15 protein-coding genes are annotated in these 17,061 nt (G+C 35.3%); 2 read left to right on the top strand and 13 right to left on the bottom strand.

The window, feature by feature from the left end:
* Positions 1–5: 5 nt before the first annotated feature.
* The 8 genes from yfmH to HNQ35_RS05505 form a co-directional block, all read right to left on the bottom strand.
* Complete coding sequence (yfmH, locus tag HNQ35_RS05540; protein ID WP_146935803.1) at positions 6–1,289, bottom strand: EF-P 5-aminopentanol modification-associated protein YfmH; 1,284 nt, start codon at positions 1,287–1,289, stop codon at positions 6–8.
* Positions 1,282–2,583, bottom strand: coding sequence for an EF-P 5-aminopentanol modification-associated protein YfmF (gene yfmF, locus HNQ35_RS05535; protein WP_146935801.1), 1,302 nt, complete (start codon positions 2,581–2,583; stop codon positions 1,282–1,284). Before yfmF ends, yfmH begins: the two co-directional genes overlap by 8 nt.
* A gap of 102 nt (positions 2,584–2,685) precedes the next feature.
* A complete protein-coding gene (locus HNQ35_RS05530; RefSeq protein ID WP_146935799.1) occupies positions 2,686–3,642 on the bottom strand; it encodes an ABC transporter permease in 957 nt (318 codons plus the stop codon).
* Positions 3,639–4,691, bottom strand: coding sequence for an ABC transporter permease (locus HNQ35_RS05525; protein WP_146935797.1), 1,053 nt, complete (start codon positions 4,689–4,691; stop codon positions 3,639–3,641). The genes HNQ35_RS05530 and HNQ35_RS05525 overlap by 4 nt, the downstream gene beginning before the upstream one ends.
* On the bottom strand, positions 4,688–6,220 hold the full coding sequence (locus HNQ35_RS05520) for an ABC transporter ATP-binding protein (RefSeq protein ID WP_146935795.1): 1,533 nt from the start codon (positions 6,218–6,220) through the stop codon (positions 4,688–4,690). The genes HNQ35_RS05525 and HNQ35_RS05520 overlap by 4 nt, the downstream gene beginning before the upstream one ends.
* 229 nt (positions 6,221–6,449) lie before the next feature.
* Positions 6,450–7,550, bottom strand: a complete 1,101-nt coding sequence (locus HNQ35_RS05515) for a BMP family lipoprotein (protein ID WP_146935793.1) — start codon at positions 7,548–7,550, stop codon at positions 6,450–6,452.
* Between the two features lie 98 nt (positions 7,551–7,648).
* Complete coding sequence (locus HNQ35_RS05510; RefSeq protein WP_146935791.1) at positions 7,649–8,365, bottom strand: GntR family transcriptional regulator; 717 nt, start codon at positions 8,363–8,365, stop codon at positions 7,649–7,651.
* 228 nt (positions 8,366–8,593) lie between these two features.
* A complete protein-coding gene (locus HNQ35_RS05505) occupies positions 8,594–10,840 on the bottom strand; it encodes an FtsK/SpoIIIE family DNA translocase (protein WP_146935789.1) in 2,247 nt (748 codons plus the stop codon).
* Positions 10,841–11,017: 177 nt separating this feature from the next.
* On the opposite strand from HNQ35_RS05505, the gene HNQ35_RS05500 reads away from it, so the two are divergent.
* Together HNQ35_RS05500 and HNQ35_RS05495 are read left to right on the top strand one after the other, a co-directional pair.
* Positions 11,018–11,746, top strand: coding sequence for a ClpP family protease (locus HNQ35_RS05500; RefSeq protein WP_281284178.1), 729 nt, complete (start codon positions 11,018–11,020; stop codon positions 11,744–11,746).
* Positions 11,743–11,970 (top strand): YlzJ-like family protein, encoded by a 228-nt coding sequence (locus HNQ35_RS05495; RefSeq protein WP_146935787.1) that lies wholly within the window; start codon positions 11,743–11,745, stop codon positions 11,968–11,970. Before HNQ35_RS05500 ends, HNQ35_RS05495 begins: the two co-directional genes overlap by 4 nt.
* A 74-nt stretch (positions 11,971–12,044) precedes the next feature.
* Here HNQ35_RS05495 and dapA read toward each other — a convergent pair whose 3' ends face one another.
* The 5 genes from dapA to dpaA are packed head-to-tail and all read right to left on the bottom strand — an operon-like array spanning position 12,045 to position 16,760.
* Positions 12,045–12,911 (bottom strand): 4-hydroxy-tetrahydrodipicolinate synthase, encoded by an 867-nt coding sequence (gene dapA, locus HNQ35_RS05490; RefSeq protein WP_146935784.1) that lies wholly within the window; start codon positions 12,909–12,911, stop codon positions 12,045–12,047.
* A 25-nt stretch (positions 12,912–12,936) separates the two neighbouring features.
* Positions 12,937–14,151 carry an aspartate kinase gene (gene dapG / locus HNQ35_RS05485; RefSeq protein WP_146935782.1) on the bottom strand — a complete coding sequence of 405 codons (1,215 nt, stop codon included), beginning with the start codon at positions 14,149–14,151 and terminating at the stop codon, positions 12,937–12,939.
* A 41-nt stretch (positions 14,152–14,192) separates the two neighbouring features.
* On the bottom strand, positions 14,193–15,239 hold the full coding sequence (gene asd / locus HNQ35_RS05480; protein WP_146935780.1) for an aspartate-semialdehyde dehydrogenase: 1,047 nt from the start codon (positions 15,237–15,239) through the stop codon (positions 14,193–14,195).
* 47 nt (positions 15,240–15,286) lie between these two features.
* Complete coding sequence (locus HNQ35_RS05475; RefSeq protein ID WP_146935778.1) at positions 15,287–15,877, bottom strand: dipicolinate synthase subunit B; 591 nt, start codon at positions 15,875–15,877, stop codon at positions 15,287–15,289.
* Positions 15,867–16,760 (bottom strand): dipicolinic acid synthetase subunit A, encoded by an 894-nt coding sequence (gene dpaA / locus HNQ35_RS05470; protein WP_146935776.1) that lies wholly within the window; start codon positions 16,758–16,760, stop codon positions 15,867–15,869. The genes HNQ35_RS05475 and dpaA overlap by 11 nt, the downstream gene beginning before the upstream one ends.
* Between the last annotated feature and the right edge of the window lie 301 nt (positions 16,761–17,061).

The raw sequence follows: 17,061 nt of genomic DNA, 5'->3' as shown, positions 1-17,061 counted from the left end.
TCTCCTCATTGTGGCATAATTGTACATATAGCTATCCGTTCATCAACTATCCAATTTTCAAGAAAGTCTGCGATATCTTGTCGTGTTATTGCTTGAATAGCTGGGATCATCTTAAAGAAGTCTATGCCTTGGAAAGTGTAATGAATATAATTATTTGCGATATATTCAAGAGAATTCATTGAGCGTAAGAGCTGACCAATTTTTTTTCGTTTCATTCTCTCTAGCGCTTCCACGGTTATATTTTCCGCTTTAATTGACTTTAAGCACGCTATCACTTTTTCTGAAAATAATTCAGGATTTTCAGTATTACTACTAATTAACGAGTAGCCAAAGTTTTTATCTAATGTTGATTGATATGAAAAACTATCATCGATTAGCTGCGCATCATATAACCTCTCATAACAATGACCACCTTCTGAGAAATAATGGTCTAACAACATTGTTTGTAACAAATCTTTTTTTAAAAATGCTTCACCATGCAATAATTGGTGAGATTCTTTAATACCAACTGTACATTTCGGAACTGAAACAGGCATCATTATTGTATGTTCTTTTATTTTGACATGATTCGGTTCTTCTGGATATTCTGAATCTATTTTTGTAAAGGATGAAAATGTCTTCTCAGCTTGATTTTTCTGTATCAATTCAAACATTTCATCAATATCAAATCGACCAGCAATAAATAGTATCATGTTTTCTGGGTGATAAAACGTATGATAAGAGTTGTATAAGTCTTCTTTCGTAATTGATGAAATAGATTTAACTGTGCCAGCAATATCAATTGTGATAGGATGTATATGAAATAAAGCTTGAATGGTGCCCATAAACGAGCGCCAATTAGGTTGATCATCATACATTTTAATTTCTTGAGCGATAATCCCTTTTTCTTTCTCAACAGATTTATCCGAAAAGTAAGGTTCTTGGACAAAATCAAGTAGAATATTGACATTATTTTTGATATGACTTGTTGCTGAAAAGAGATAAGCTGTTTTTGTAAAAGATGTGTACGCATTTACAGATGCCCCATACTTACTAAAATCAGTAAAAACATCACGATCTTCTTTTTCAAATAATTTATGTTCCAAAAAATGGGCGACACCATCAGGGACAGTTATTTTTTGCCTTTTTCCAATCGGAGTAAAAGTTCTATCTATAGACCCATAATTTGTCGTAAAGATTCCATATGTTTTAGACATATAAGGCCGTGGTAATAAATAGACAGAAAGCCCATTATCAAGCTTCTCTGAATAAAGCGTCTCATCAATTAATGAATAATATTGTTTATGCATCGGTCTCAATCCCCTCTTTTGTTAACAAGTAAACCGTATCGAGTTGAATAGATTTCGCGACACGAATGACATCTGTTTTTGTCACTTGTTGAATAGATTCTAACAACTTTTGTGGTGATAATTTTGTTCTACCAACAACTTGTTGATATAACATTTCGATGATACCTTGAGGGTGATCAAAGGTTTCTTTCAATTGGTTCATAATAAGATTTTTTGTTTTTTCAATATCACTTTCTGTAAAATCACCTTCTTGCAACGCTTGCAATTGTTCATTAATAATTGTCCTTGCTGGAAGATAGTCCTCAGGGGCAATACCGCTAAAAACGAATAACAATCCTTTATGACTTTCTATTCTTGAGGCCGCGTAATAAGCAAGACTATTTTTTTCTCGAACATTAATAAACAATTTCGAACTTGGAAAAGCACCGAATAAACCGTTAAATACTTGTAAAGCTGGATATAACTCGTCTTTATATGTTATAAAAGTACGATATCCCATGTGTAATTTAGCTTGTTGAACATCATGATATTCAGTACATGTTTTTTCTTTCACTGTTGTGATCACTCGATCTTCTATTGTCTTGTTATGGTTGTGACAGTTATTCTCTATTATTGTTTCTCGACTTAAAAGACGTGAAAAATGATTTACAATCTCATCTTTATGCACATCACCTAAAACATATATATCTAAACGATCCTTCATTAACATTTCTAAATAATACTGATAAACAGCTTGTGATGTCAAGCGATTTAAGTCTTCAGAAAAACCATGTGCAGGCATACGATAACGTTCATCAGCACACATTTCTTCAATTAACCTTAAATTAGCATAAGCCATTTTATCATCAATAACGGATTGAATCCTATTTCTTAATGTTGTTTTTTCACGTTGAAATATATCTTTAGGGAAAGCATGATTAATGATATGCGGATTAAATAAGATGTCTGAAAACAAACGAAGAGCATCTTGAAAAAACGTCGTTGATTTTACATATTTTTCGTTGGCCATATCTAATCGAATACTAATAATATGCTCATTTCCTTTTTTACTGCTGTCTGCTGTTAAAATAGCTCCATATAAATCGTCAAGCTTTTCTTCTAAAACTTTACGAGATGGATTATTCATAGTTCCTTGTACTAAAAGATAAGGGATTAGCGCTCGTATTGTTATATCGTTTCGATCTAAAGGAGCTTTAAATTTAGCTACGAGATGAATTGTTTTAAACTTCTTTGTCGGAATTACGTGTAATGAATAACCGTTAATATTGGTTACATATTCTGTTTCTTGAATCATAGCACGACCTCCTAAGTAAATATGTATATTTAATATTTTAGACTTTCTCTTTATTCTAAGCAAAAATCGACTTGCAATACACAAGTCGATTTTTTATTTAATTTATCTACTTCCTTTAATATACGGAACACCGTTTGCTTTAGGAGCTTCGGCACGGCCAATAAATCCGGCTAAAGCTAAAATAGTTAATACGTATGGCGCGATAAGTAAAATGACATCTGGTACATTTGATAACAGTGGAATACTTGAACTAACGACACTTAAACTTTGTGCTAATCCAAAAAATAAAGCTGCACCCATGGCACCTAATGGATGCCACTTACCGAAGATAACAGCTGCTAATGAAATAAATCCTTGACCTACAATTGTTGTTTGTGAAAAGTTAGATGCGATAGTAAGTGCAAATACGCCACCACCTAATCCACCTAATGCACCAGAAATGATAACAGCAATATAGCGCATTTTATAAACATTTATTCCATTCGTATCCGCTGCCATTGGATGTTCACCCACTGAGCGAAGTCTTAAACCAAATGGTGTTTTATATAGAATATACCAAGCAACGATGGCAAATAATATAGCAACATATGAAGTTGTATAAATTCCTTTAAAAAACATTGGGCCTATCACAGGAATATCGGATAGGATTGGAACCTTATTTACCGTAAAAAATGGTTGTGCAACCATGTCTGTTTGCCCTTTACCATACCATTGTTTTGTTAAATAAATCCCAATACCTAACGCAAGGAAGTTAATGGCAACTCCACTGACAACTTGATCTGCTCGAAATGAAACTGAAGCGACGGCATGGATTATTGAAAAGATTGCTCCGACAATCATCGCAATTACGATTGAAACCCAAGGTGTCCAACTTCCAAATACGTCTGCAAATGTAAGGTTAAATACAACGGCAACAAAAGCCCCCATAACCATTAATCCTTCTAAACCGATATTTACAACACCAGAACGTTCGCTAAAGACACCACCTAATGCCGTAAAAATTAATGGAGCTGAAAAGAATAACGCTGTTGGGATTATTGATTGCAATACGTCAATCATTTTGCTTTCCTCCCTTGATAACGAAGTAAGGCCCAGCGAATAATATAACTTGATGCAACAAAGAAAATAATTAACGCAATAATAATATCAACAAGTTCAGTTGGTACCCCTGCACCAGTTGGCATCTCATTTGCTCCTTCTTTTAAGGAACCAAATAGTAAAGCAGCTAAAATAACACCAAGCGGTGTATTCGCACCTAATAAGGCAACTGCAATACCATCAAAGCCTATATTTGAGAAACCAGACATCACCGAAATATTTCCATATGTTCCTAGACCTTCCATTGCGCCCGCTAATCCGCCGAGTGCTCCTGAGATAACCATCGCAAGAATGATATTTTTGCTTACATTCATCCCAGCGTATCTAGATGCATGTGGATTGAAACCGACAGCTTTAATTTCAAAGCCTAATGTAGTACGTTCAATAATAAACCAAATAATAACAGCTACAAATAAAGCAAGCAAAATACCATAATGGAGTCTTGAATAGTATGTCATACTGCTTAACCATTCAGAAGACATTGAAGCTGAATCTTTAATAGATTCTGTTGTTGTTTTATGATCTGTTAACACATTACGAATAATTTCATTTGTTGAAAACAAAGCAATATAATTCATCATAATCGTTACGATAACTTCGTGAACGCCTAATTTCGCTTTTAAAAGACCTGGAATAAACCCCCAGATTGCACCAGCAATTGCTGCACCTAAAATGGCAAGCGGTAAATGAATAATCATTGGTGCATCGACACTTATACCTATCCATACAGCCGTTAACCAACCTACAATAACTTGGCCTTCAGCACCAATATTAAATAAACTAGCACGAAAGGCAAAGGCTACTGCCAATCCGGATAAAATATATGGTGTTGTACGACGTATCGTTTCACCAATGGCATAAGCATCACCGAAAGCACCACGAAAAAGAGCTGAATACCCTGTGATTGGATTGTATCCTGATACGAGCATAATAATTGCCCCTGCAATGATACCAAGTAAAACGGAAATAATTGGTATTAATATGGCAGATCGTTTATGATTTGTCGTCATTTCCCTTCACCCGCCTTTTGAAGCTCACTACCAGCCATAAGTAAACCTAATTCTTGTTCGTTGGTCTCTTCTGGTTTGACATCAGCAACAACTTTACCATCAAACATGACAGCAATACGATCACTTACATCTAATATTTCATCTAGCTCAAATGAAATTAACAGAACGGCACGTCCTTTGTCACGCTCTTCGACTAACTTTTTGTGAATAAATTCAATCGCCCCAACATCTAACCCACGAGTTGGTTGTGCGGCAATGAGCAAATCAGGCGAACGGTCGACTTCTCGACCAATAATTGCTTTTTGTTGATTACCACCTGATAAAGACCTTGCTTTTGTATATGCATCCGGTGTTCTTACATCATAAGCACTGATCATTTTCTTCGCATATCGATATATTTCTTTTAAATTTAAAATTCCTCTTTTGGAGAAAGGCTCTTTATAATATGTTTGTAACACCATATTTTCGCCAACCGAATAATCTAATACAAGACCAAATTTATGACGATCTTGTGGGATATGTCCGAGACCGCTTTCAGTAATTTTCCTTGGGCTTTTATTCGTTATATCTTGATCATTTAATAGTATTTGACCTGATTGGACACGTGTTAAACCAGTAATGGCTTCAATTAATTCCGATTGACCATTACCGTCAACTCCAGCAATACCGACTATTTCGCCTGCACGGACTTCTAAGTCTAGTCCTTTTACCATATCTACTTTTCGTTTATCTCTAACATGGAGATTATTTATTTTTAACACAGTTTGCTTCGGTTTCGCTGGTTGTTTATCGACTTTGAAATTCACTTCACGTCCTACCATTAGTGAAGCTAATTCACTTTCAGTTGTTTCAGAGACATTAACCGTCCCAATTCCTTTACCACGTCTTATAATCGTACATCGGTCAGCTACTTGCAAGATTTCCTTCAGTTTATGAGTAATTAAAATGATTGATTTTCCTTCTTTAACTAATGATCGCATAATATCCATCAATTCATTTATCTCTTGTGGTGTTAGAACAGCTGTCGGCTCATCAAATATGAGTACTTCTGCTCCTCTATACAACGTTTTTAAAATTTCTACACGTTGTTGCATACCGACTGAAATATCCCGTATTTTTGCCGTTGGATCAACCTTTAAGCCATAGCGATCCGATAGCTCACGGATTTCTTTCTCAGCACGCTTTATATCAATGCGACCTGTTTTTGTTTTAGGCTCCTTTCCTAAGATAATATTCTGTGTTACAGTGAAAGGCTCTACTAACATAAAATGTTGGTGTACCATCCCAATACCTAGATCATTCGCAATATTTGGATTCGTGATTTCAACTTCTTGGCCTCGGATACGAATATGGCCTTTTTCTGGTTGATATAATCCAAATAAAACGTTCATTAAAGTTGATTTTCCCGCACCATTTTCTCCTAATAATGCGTGAATTTCTCCTTTTTTTAATTGCAGTGTAATATTATCGTTTGCAACGATACCTGGGAATTCCTTTGTTATATTCAACATTTCTATGACGTATTCCACTGTTTAATCACCCCTTTATGGCAATTAAGCTTATTTTGTTTTGTACTAGTGTATAAAATCACCAGATCAAATAAATTTCTTTCATAATAAATTTATTTGATCTAATGACTTTATTCTGCACATCGTCACATAGACATTCGAGTAGTCATTCAAGAACGATATGCTTTATAATGGATTTTCAGCTTACTTAATCGGAAAAGGTTGTATATACAACCTTTTCCGATCTATATTAAAGACCTTTAATAAATTCTTCTGTTTCTTCACGTGTTTTCGGAGCCTCAATTTCTCCGCTAAGGATTTTATTCTCCCATTCCTTAACTGCGTCTATAATGTCTTGAGTCATAGCATCCTCGTTTGTTGTTGCAACACTAATCCCGTCTTCTTCAATCCCATACTCAAGAGTTTCACCACCGTGATGTTCTCCGTTCATCGCTTTATTCGTTAAGTCATGAACAGCGACATCAACACGTTTAACCATCGACGTTAACGTTACGTTATGGTCACCAATTTGTCCTTCTTCATGCTGATCACGGTCAACTCCAATAACCCAGATTTCACGTTCTGGATCGCTTTTCTTTATATCTTTTGCTTCATTGAAGACACCGTTACCTGTACCACCTGCAGCATGATAGATAACATCAATATCATTGTTATACATATTTGAAGCAATAATTTTTCCTTTATCTGGTGCACCGAAGCTTTCAGCATATTGAACATCGACTTCAATATCAGGGTTTACAGATTTAACACCTGCGATAAAACCTGATTCAAACTTATTAATCAATGGGGAATCAATTCCACCAACAAATCCAACTTTATTTGTTTTTGTTTTCATTGCCGCTGCTACACCAACTAAGAAAGAACCTTGATGCTCTTTAAACACAACGCTTGCCACGTTATCTTTTTCAACAATATCATCCACAATAGCAAAATGAGTGTCAGGGTATTGATCTGCAGCCTTTTCAACATCTTCTTTAAGCTCAAATCCAATAGCAAAAATTATATTATAGTCATCACGAACTAAACGTGTGATATTCGGCATATAATCTGCTTTAGTTGTTGATTGTGCATAATCGAAGTTTTCTTTTTCTTTTAATCCATGCTCTTCTCCCCATGCATTTAAACCTTCCCAAGCAGATTGGTTAAATGATTTATCATCAACTCCACCAATATCCGTCACCATTGCTGCTTTAAAATCTGTTGCCTCTGTTTTTTCACCTTTTTCAGCATTGTCTGCTGGCTCTTCTTTTTTATCTCCACCGCCACAAGCCGTTAACACCATGCCTAATGACAATAGTGCTACGATAAGTAAATACCATTTCTTCTTCATAGTTAAACCCTCCTTGTATTTTAAATACCTTGTCAAAAAGAAAAGAATTGTCATCCTTCTATAATCTTTCGAATATCACCTCCTTAAAGGATTAAGTCTTATACTCTCTTTCTTAGGACATGGAAGTGAATCATGTCAGAGCGAAAGTAATTTAGTGAATATAAGACAGGCTTGTCCTCATTTGTATAATGCATTTGCTTTAGAAGAAGAACACCTTGATGGCTTTGACAATTTAATATATTATAAAGGCGTTCGTCATAAGAAACTGGTTCGATATATGTAACAGCATAATCAATGCTTATTGTTGTATTATTTTCCAAAAATTTAAACAGCGACTCTTCTTTAGTTATATGTTCGCTTGGAATCATATTTTCTGGAAGATAATCGATACAAAAAACGATAGGTTCACCATTAGCTGTACGGACTCGCTCAATTTTTCTCATTTCTTCATTAGGAAAGTAACGTGAAAGCATATTTGACGTCTTAACAATGTCCGTTGTCAAATATAATGTACCAGGTTGCTTTCCAGATTGTCTAATCATATCCGTTACGCTACTAAGTTGTTCTATTCCAGAAGTAAACGGTGGTTTTGGATTAACAAATGTTCCAACACCGTGTTTACGTGTAATCACATTTTCTTCTTCAAGGATACGCAATGCTTCTCTTAACGTTGCTCGTGACACACCTAATTGCTTAGATAGTTCATACTCTGAAGGAAGTTTTTCATTTTGCTTATATTTACCTTTTCTGATATCATCCTTTATTTTATCAATCACTTGTAAATAGAGATGACGTGAATCAGATCGTATACTCATGAAAAACACCCTCCATTCTTAATCTTGTGTCGTCAGACATCTGACATGAGAACAATCTATTATAAATATACCATTACACCATTAATAAATAAATACTTAATAAATTGTTTCATAAAGTTTTCATTTATCTGTTAACATTTTTAAAATTATTTAAACATAAGTGTAACAAAAATCGACAGTGTGTATAAACACACGACATACACACTGTCATTGTTTTATATATGAATTTTATATATTCACTTCTTCCGTTTCGTTATTAATTAATACAGTTCTAGGCTTACTTCCTTCATATGGACCGACAACGCCACGCTCTTCCATGGCATCTATTAATCGAGCAGCCCGATTATATCCAATACGAAATCTACGTTGTAACATTGAGATACTTGCACTTTGCATGTCACAAACGAGTTTAACAGCATCTTCATATAGTTCATCATCTACCTCAGTCAATTCTTCATCGTGTTCTTCAGGAATCATTTCTTCTTGATAATTAGCCTTTTGTTGTTCAATGCAATGATCCACAACTCTTTTGACTTCATCGTCAGATAAGAATGCACCTTGAACGCGAATCGGCTTCGATGCTCCGACTGGCATAAAAAGCATATCACCACGTCCGAGCAACTTCTCTGCACCGCCTGAATCTAAAATCGTGCGAGAATCTGTTGCTGAAGATACACTAAAAGCAATTCGTGATGGAATATTTGCTTTAATAAGACCTGTAATCACATCAACAGAAGGACGTTGTGTTGCAATAATGAGATGTATACCCGCTGCACGTGCCATTTGTGCTAATCGTGTGATAGATGCCTCGACATCATTGGAAGCGACCATCATTAAATCTGCCAATTCATCAACAATAACGACCATATATGGGAGTGTCGCATCTTCATCTTTCATTTTTTTACGTACATAGTCATTATACCCTTTTATATTACGTGTTTCTGTTTCTGAAAACAATTCATAACGCCTCTCCATTTCAGCAATGACTTTCTTTAATGCACGTGAAGCCTTTTTTGGATCTGTAACAACAGGTGCAATTAAATGTGGTATACCATTATAAATACTTAGTTCTACTTTTTTTGGATCAATCATCATCATTTTTACTTCATGTGGCTTTGCTCGCATTAAAATAGATGTAATGATACCATTAATACAGACACTTTTTCCACTTCCTGTTGCACCAGCAATTAATAAGTGTGGCATTTTATTTAATTCTGCAACGACAGCTTTCCCAGAAATATTACGCCCTAAACCGATTAATAATTTTGATGCTTTTTTATCTGGAATATCTTCTAATACTTCCCTTAAAGAAACCATTGCGACGTCTTGATTAGGTACTTCAATTCCGACAGCAGATTTTCCAGGAATAGGTGCTTCAATTCGCAAATCTTTTGCCGCTAAAGCTAAGGCTAAATCATCATGTAAACTAACAATCCGACTCACTTTAACACCTGTTCCTGGATAGACTTCATATTTCGTAACTGCAGGTCCTACATGGACTTTCGTTACTTTTGCTTGTACACCGAAACTGTGAAAAGTGCGTTCTAGTTTTTTGACTGTTTTTTGAATGTTGCTTTTCTCGCGCTGTTGTGATTGATGAACTGGATCCTTTAACAAGTCAAAGGGTGGTAAGGTATAATCATGGTTTTCTTTTTCCGTCATCGAAAAAGAATGGTCTTGGGTATTGTCTGTTCGCTCATTCTCATTTGTTACGTGTAAAGGTTCGGGTTCTCTATCTTCATCTTGAGTATAGTTGTCAGTAAAATTACGAATGACTGGTTCATTAGTAAATTCACTAGGAATGTCATCTTCTTTATCTAATTTATCATTTTCATTGTTATACCGCTTTTTATCTTGATATATCATCCATTTAGATTTAATAAACTCAAAAAAACGTAAACACTGTTGATAGACTTTTTTCGTTACATCTCCAACAGACAATTCAGTTAAAAAGATGAGACCAACAATCATTGCAAATAAGGCGACAATCTTTGTCCCTACAGATGAGAATAAATAATAGCTAAAGGTTGAAATAAGTGCGCCCACCATTCCACCACCAACTAGCAGTGAAGATCCATACCCATTCACATAAGATATATATAAATCCCAAGAAACTTTAATAATTGATCTATCTTGGTCTAGCATATCCACTTGTTCAAGCGTATAAATATGTGTTAATAAAAGAATACCAGCAAACAAAATATAAAAGCCAATCATTTTTTTATGAGTGAAATCGGGATATTTACGTTTTACAAGTAAAACCACTCCTGTTATGAGTAAAAAAACAGAAGCGACAAAATACCAAATACCTAGGAAAAAACGGAAAATGTAATCTAATCCTCCTGGAATGATACCATCACTTATTGCAGAAGCACCACTTCCGAAGATTGCTAAAAAGATAAAAAGTAAGCCAAGTAATTCAAACTTAACTTTCTGTTTTAATTTTTTCCGTTTCCTTTTTCCTTTTCTTGCCATCTAAATACCTCCACAAAAGGCTCACATACTTATTTATAAAGTTGTAACTGTATCATGTTTAAGTATAACAGAAAGAGCGTATGTTTTCTTCTTTTTTCAAATGTAAATTTAATATATGTGCATGTTTCCATATCATGTAGAACATACTATAAATAGAAATTATAAAGGAGCATGATGATGGAAAAGAGTCAAGTGGGAAAAAAACAACAAAATAACGAACAAAAAGAACAAACGTCTGATTTAGTACACAAAATACAACAGTTAGGACAAACATCTGTTGCAGAAGCCCCAGATACGAATATTCATGTACTTTCCATTATCGGTCAAGTGGAAGGACATATCCAGTTACCACCACAAAATAAAACAACAAAATATGAGCATATTTTACCACAATTAATTGCTATTGAACAAAATCCAAAAATTGAAGGTCTAATCATCTTACTTAATACAGTTGGCGGTGATGTTGAAGCTGGGTTAGCTTTAGCTGAAATGATTGCTTCATTATCAAAACCGACTGTTTCAATTGTATTAGGGGGCGGACATAGTATCGGTGTTCCAATAGCGGTTGCTGCTGATTATTCTTATATCGTTCCAACAGCTACAATGACGATTCACCCGGTTCGATTAACCGGATTAGTAATTGGTGTTCCACAAACATTTGAATACCTTGATAAAATGCAAGAACGTGTCATTCAATTTGTTGTCGAACATTCAGGAGTTAAAGAAGATCAATTTAAGGAATTGATGTTTGCTAAAGGGAATTTAACACGAGATATCGGGACGAATATCGTTGGCACAGAAGCCGTAAAACATGGGTTAATCGATGAAGTAGGTGGCGTAAAAAATGCAATGGAAAAAGTAAATCAATTAATTAATATGAGAAAAACTCAAGAGGTGATTCAATGATTTTATACACCCCTCTTTCAGAATTAGATATCTTTCCAATTTCTGAAACAGATTATACAAAGCTCCGTTCTATATCCTATAAAGGAAAAAATATATATGTAGAAAACATATCAGATGGGAACTATAAAATTATCCAGCTCATCTCAACAGATCCAAGCGATTTTCTAAATGAAAATTATTCCCCTGGCACTTTAATATCTTATCAAGATTCGAATGACATTTAAAAAGTAAAACATGAAAAAGCCGAACAATGTACGTAGCAAACCAGTACATTGTTCGGTTCTATATTAAGCATAACTTATTTAGTCATTAAATGTTCTAATGTTTGATATTCTTCTTGATTCAATTCAACTAGTGGTAAACGCACACCACCGCAATCGACACCCTTTATTTTCAAGGCCGCTTTAACAGGTGCAGGTGATGGTGCTTGGAAAAGTCCATTCATGATAGGAAGTAACTCTTGATGTAATGTAGCAGCCTTCCGATGATCACCTTGTAAAAAAGCTTGAATCATTTCTTGCATTTCAAGTCCAATAACATGGGAAGCTACAGAAACAATACCATTTCCCCCTATAGACATCATAGGGAGCGTAAGGCCGTCATCACCAGAATAAACGGTAAAAGATTCATCTGTTTCTGCAATGATTTTTGTCGCTTGGTCTAGATTACCTGATGCTTCTTTTACTGAGACAATCTGCTCGACTTTACTTAATTCAATAACAGTTTCAGCGGTCATATTAATACCAGATCTTCCTGGTATATTGTATAACATAATCGGTAACGTTGTTTCTTTAGCAATCGTTGTAAAATGTTTATATAATCCAGTTTGACTCGGTTTATTATAATATGGCACGACAAGCATAATGCCATCAACACCACATGCTTCAGCTTCTTTTGTCAATGTAATTGAATCATCTGTACAATTACTACCCGTACCAGCAATGACAGGAATTCGTTTATCAACAACTTTAACAACATGTTTAAACAATGCTATTTTCTCTTCATATGTTAGTGTTGGTGATTCACCAGTCGTTCCAGACACAATTAAACCGTCCGTACCATGATTTATTAAATGCTCGATTAAATTTGACGTTTTATCAAAATCAATGGCACCATTTTCATCAAATGGTGTGACCATTGCGGTTAAAACATGACCGAAATTCATAACTCAAACACCTTCCTATGTTAAGCTAATTTAATTTGGAACCATTAATCTTATTTAATTGAAATGCATTGTGAAGTGCATTCACTGCAATTTTTAAGTCTTTTTCATGGACTAAAACCCATATGGTTGTATGGCTATCTGCTGATTGTAAAATCTGGACACCAGCACTTGTTAAAGCCTGAACAATTTTTGAGGCAACACCTGGTACTCCTGTCATACCGGCTCCTACAGCTGACACTTTCGCACAGTTAGGTGTAATGGATGGGTTAAAACCTAATGTTTTTAAGATTTCAATAGCCTTTTCTGTATCAGCTTCTGTCACTGTGTAAATAACACCTGTTGGCGAAATATTAATAAAGTCAACTGATATACCAGCATCAGCCATTGCCTTAAATACGTCTGATTGTCTAGCATGACCTTCTTCCATATCAACGCTTATTTGTGTAATTGAGGAAATATGAGCAATCCCTGTAATTAAACGATCTGTAATATCGGTTGATGAAGTGACCAATGTACCGCCATCTTCTGCATAAGTTGAACGGACACGTATTGGAATTTTCGCTTGCATGGCTATTTCAACTGCACGTGGATGGATGACCTTTGCCCCTTGATAGGCAAGGTTACATATTTCAGTATATGTCACTGTATCTATTGGACAAGCCGATTCTACGACTTTAGGATCAGCTGTCATGACACCATTCACATCAGTAAAAATTTCAATTCGGTCTGCTTGTAGTGCAGCACCTAATGAGGCAGCAGTCGTATCACTTCCCCCTCGACCTATCGTCGTTATTTCCCCTGTTTCTGTCTGACCTTGAAAACCAGCAACAACGATGACATCATGTGATTTAAATTCATCTATAATACGCTTCGGATTGATTTGCTTTATCTTCGCCTGTGTAAAATCATCATTTGTAATAAATCCTGCTTGGGCACCAGTTAAGGCGATAGAGCGAATATGATTTCTCTGTAGTTCATTGGATAAGACAACCGAAGCAATGATTTCACCACACGACATAAGTAAATCCAGTTCACGCTTTGAATTATAATTTGCTGGAAATTGTACTAGATCAAGTAATGAATCGGTTGCATAAGGATCTGGTTTACGACCAAGAGCAGATACAACCACAACTATTTTATAATTTTCTACAAGCGCATGTTTTATATGTTTCAAAACATGCGCTCTGCTTTTTTCATTTTGTACAGAAGTACCACCGAATTTTTGTACTAAAATTTGCATATTGTTAATCACACCTCAATAATGATCGATAATTGAATTCATTATAACCACTTGTTTTTAATTAAGCATTCAGCTATTTGAACCGTATTTAATGCTGCGCCTTTTAATAAATTATCCGATACGACCCAGAGGTGAAAACCTTGTTTATTATCTAAATCTTGCCGAACCCGACCTACAAACACATCATCTTTATTAGCTGCACTTAATGGTGTCGGGTACGTTTGTGTATCAGGATCATCTTGTAACTTTAAACCTTCAGCCTTCTTTAATACATCCCAAAAGTCTGATACATTCACTCCATCTTTTTCAATTTCAATGTATATACTTTCTGCATGAGATGTGAAAAATGGTAAACGGACACAAGTAGCCGCAATCTTCAGATCAGGTCTATTCATTATTTTTTTGGTTTCATTTATCATTTTCATTTCTTCTTTCGTATATCCATTATCTTCAAAGACATCGATTTGTGGTAAAGCATTAAACGCAATTGGAAAATGACGCTCGTCACCTTTTACTGGTAATATTTTTGCTTCAAACGGTTCATCATTTAAAGAAGCCTCAGTTTGTTTAATTAATTCATCAACCGCTTCTTGACCAGCTCCTGAAACAGCTTGATATGTTGAAACGATAACACGTTTTAAACCGAATGCATCATCAATTGGTTTTAAGGCAGCGACCATTTGGGTCGTTGAACAATTTGGATTAGATATTAAACCATTATGGTCCTTTAAATCTTTTGCATTAACTTCAGGGACAACTAATGGGACATTGGCGTTCATCCGGTATGCACTTGTATTATCGATGACAACAGTACCGTGTTTTATTGCTTCTGGAACGAGAGATTCTGAAACAGTTCCTCCCGCAGAAAAAAATGCAATATCAATGCCTGCAAAACTTTCGGGAGTAGCTTTTTCTACAACGATCTGTTTATTATTGAATTCTACTTTTGTCCCTGCTGAGCGCTCTGAGGATAAAAGTTTCAATGATTGAATAGGAAACTTTCGAGCCGCTAGCACATCCATAATCTTTTGTCCTACTGCACCCGTTGCTCCAACAATTGCTATATGATAAGCTTTTTTATTAATCATTCTATGACTCCCTTTCTATCTAGTCCTACTAGTTTATCATACAACATTTAGCTTTCAAATGGTATAATAACTGGCTGAATTTGCTCTCCTTTTAATGCATGCATAACCGTTTTTGGTAATAATTGCATATCTGCAACGAGAGAATTTGGTTTTTTAATAGGATCATCTTGACCAAATGGTATAAAATATATGAATTTACTTGACATCAATCGCATTAAATTTACTCCATTTAAACCGAGTGCATCATTCGTTGATATACCTAGAACAACTGGTTTCTGATTTCGCATTGTTGCTTTTGCAGCCATTAATGGTGGGGTATCTGTAATAGCATTTGAAAGTCGACTCATAGAATTGCCTGTTAACGGTGCAATAACCATTACATCTAGTGGTGTTATTGGTCCGAGTGGTTCTGCTTCTGGTATCGTAGCAATAACTTTTTTACCTGTTATTTCTTCTATTTTAGCAATATGGTCTTTTGCTTTACCAAATTTTGTATCTACATTAAACACATTATATGAGACAATCGGCACGACTTCGGCACCTAAATCAATTAACTTTTCCATTTGTGGAAAAACAGCTTCGTACGTACAGTGAGATGCTGTTAAACCAAACCCAATCCGTTTCCCTTCAAGATTCATTTGTTGAACCCCTTTCTTGTAATATTTGAATAATAACATCTGCTAGTATTTTACCAGCTGTTTTAGGAGCGACAATACCAGGTAAACTTTCCGATAAAATAGCCTTAATGCCGCGTTGTTTAGCGAACTTAAAGTCAGTTCCACCTGGTTTTGATGCTAAATCAAATATGAGCGCGTGTGATGGTAAATGTTGAATGACTTTTTCATTAATGACTCGTGCGGGTACCGTATTGATTAATATGTCACATTCATTTGTATATTGATAAAGCTGTTCAATTGGAATCGCGTTAAGCCCCATTTCAATGATACGTGCCAAATCTTTTATTCGTGATGCGGCGACTGAAACATGAGCTCCTAATGCTGCAAATTTATTTGCTACAGTGTGACCAACCCTTCCGAATCCAACGACAATGACACGTGAAGAATGAATGGTATAATCAGTATGCTTCATTGCCATTAATATCGTTCCTTCTGCTGTTGGAATTGAATTAAATATCGCCACATCATCACGATCTAATAACGGAATAACTTGTGCATACGTATTTGTAGTAATAGAAGTTAAATAATGATTTGTAATTCCTGTAAATACAGGAGTCGGCTTTTTTAATCGTTTAAACCATTTCTCGGTTAGTATAATCGTTTCATCTGAAAAGATGGTTTCTACTTGACCTTTTTGTTTCGTGCCAGTAATTGGCAAAACAATGGCATCGATATGTTCAATGTTTAAGTCAGAAAAATCGACATGTTGTGCACCGATAAAACCTTGTTCCAATTTATTGAAACCAGAAATAACTATATTTATCTGTGGAATATATTGCAGTTGTCTTATTAATTCAATATACCTTGCATCTCCACCAATGATAGCGACGGTATACTCCGACATACTAACTCATCCTCTCCACATCTATGAGCTATGCCCCTAAAATCACTTCTATATAGCTTATGTTAAAGGTGTTAGAGAGTGTCTAAATAAAGGTACACTTAATAATAATTGGGCATAAAAAAGAGACTGGAACAAAACCTCTGATGGTGAAAAAAACTATTTTTGTTCACTTTTTCCTTCTGTCCCAGTCTCCTTATCCTAATGAAATGCCAGTACGTAAATGATCAATAGAACGAGCTACTCTGCATAGATTTGAAGATTTGCACGTAACCATACGGGGTAGAGCTAGCTACTCTGCATG

Source organism: Cerasibacillus quisquiliarum, from assembly GCF_014202495.1.
In the GTDB taxonomy this organism is placed as follows: domain Bacteria; phylum Bacillota; class Bacilli; order Bacillales; family Amphibacillaceae; genus Cerasibacillus; species Cerasibacillus quisquiliarum.
This window is presented reverse-complemented; position numbering and strand designations above follow the sequence as displayed.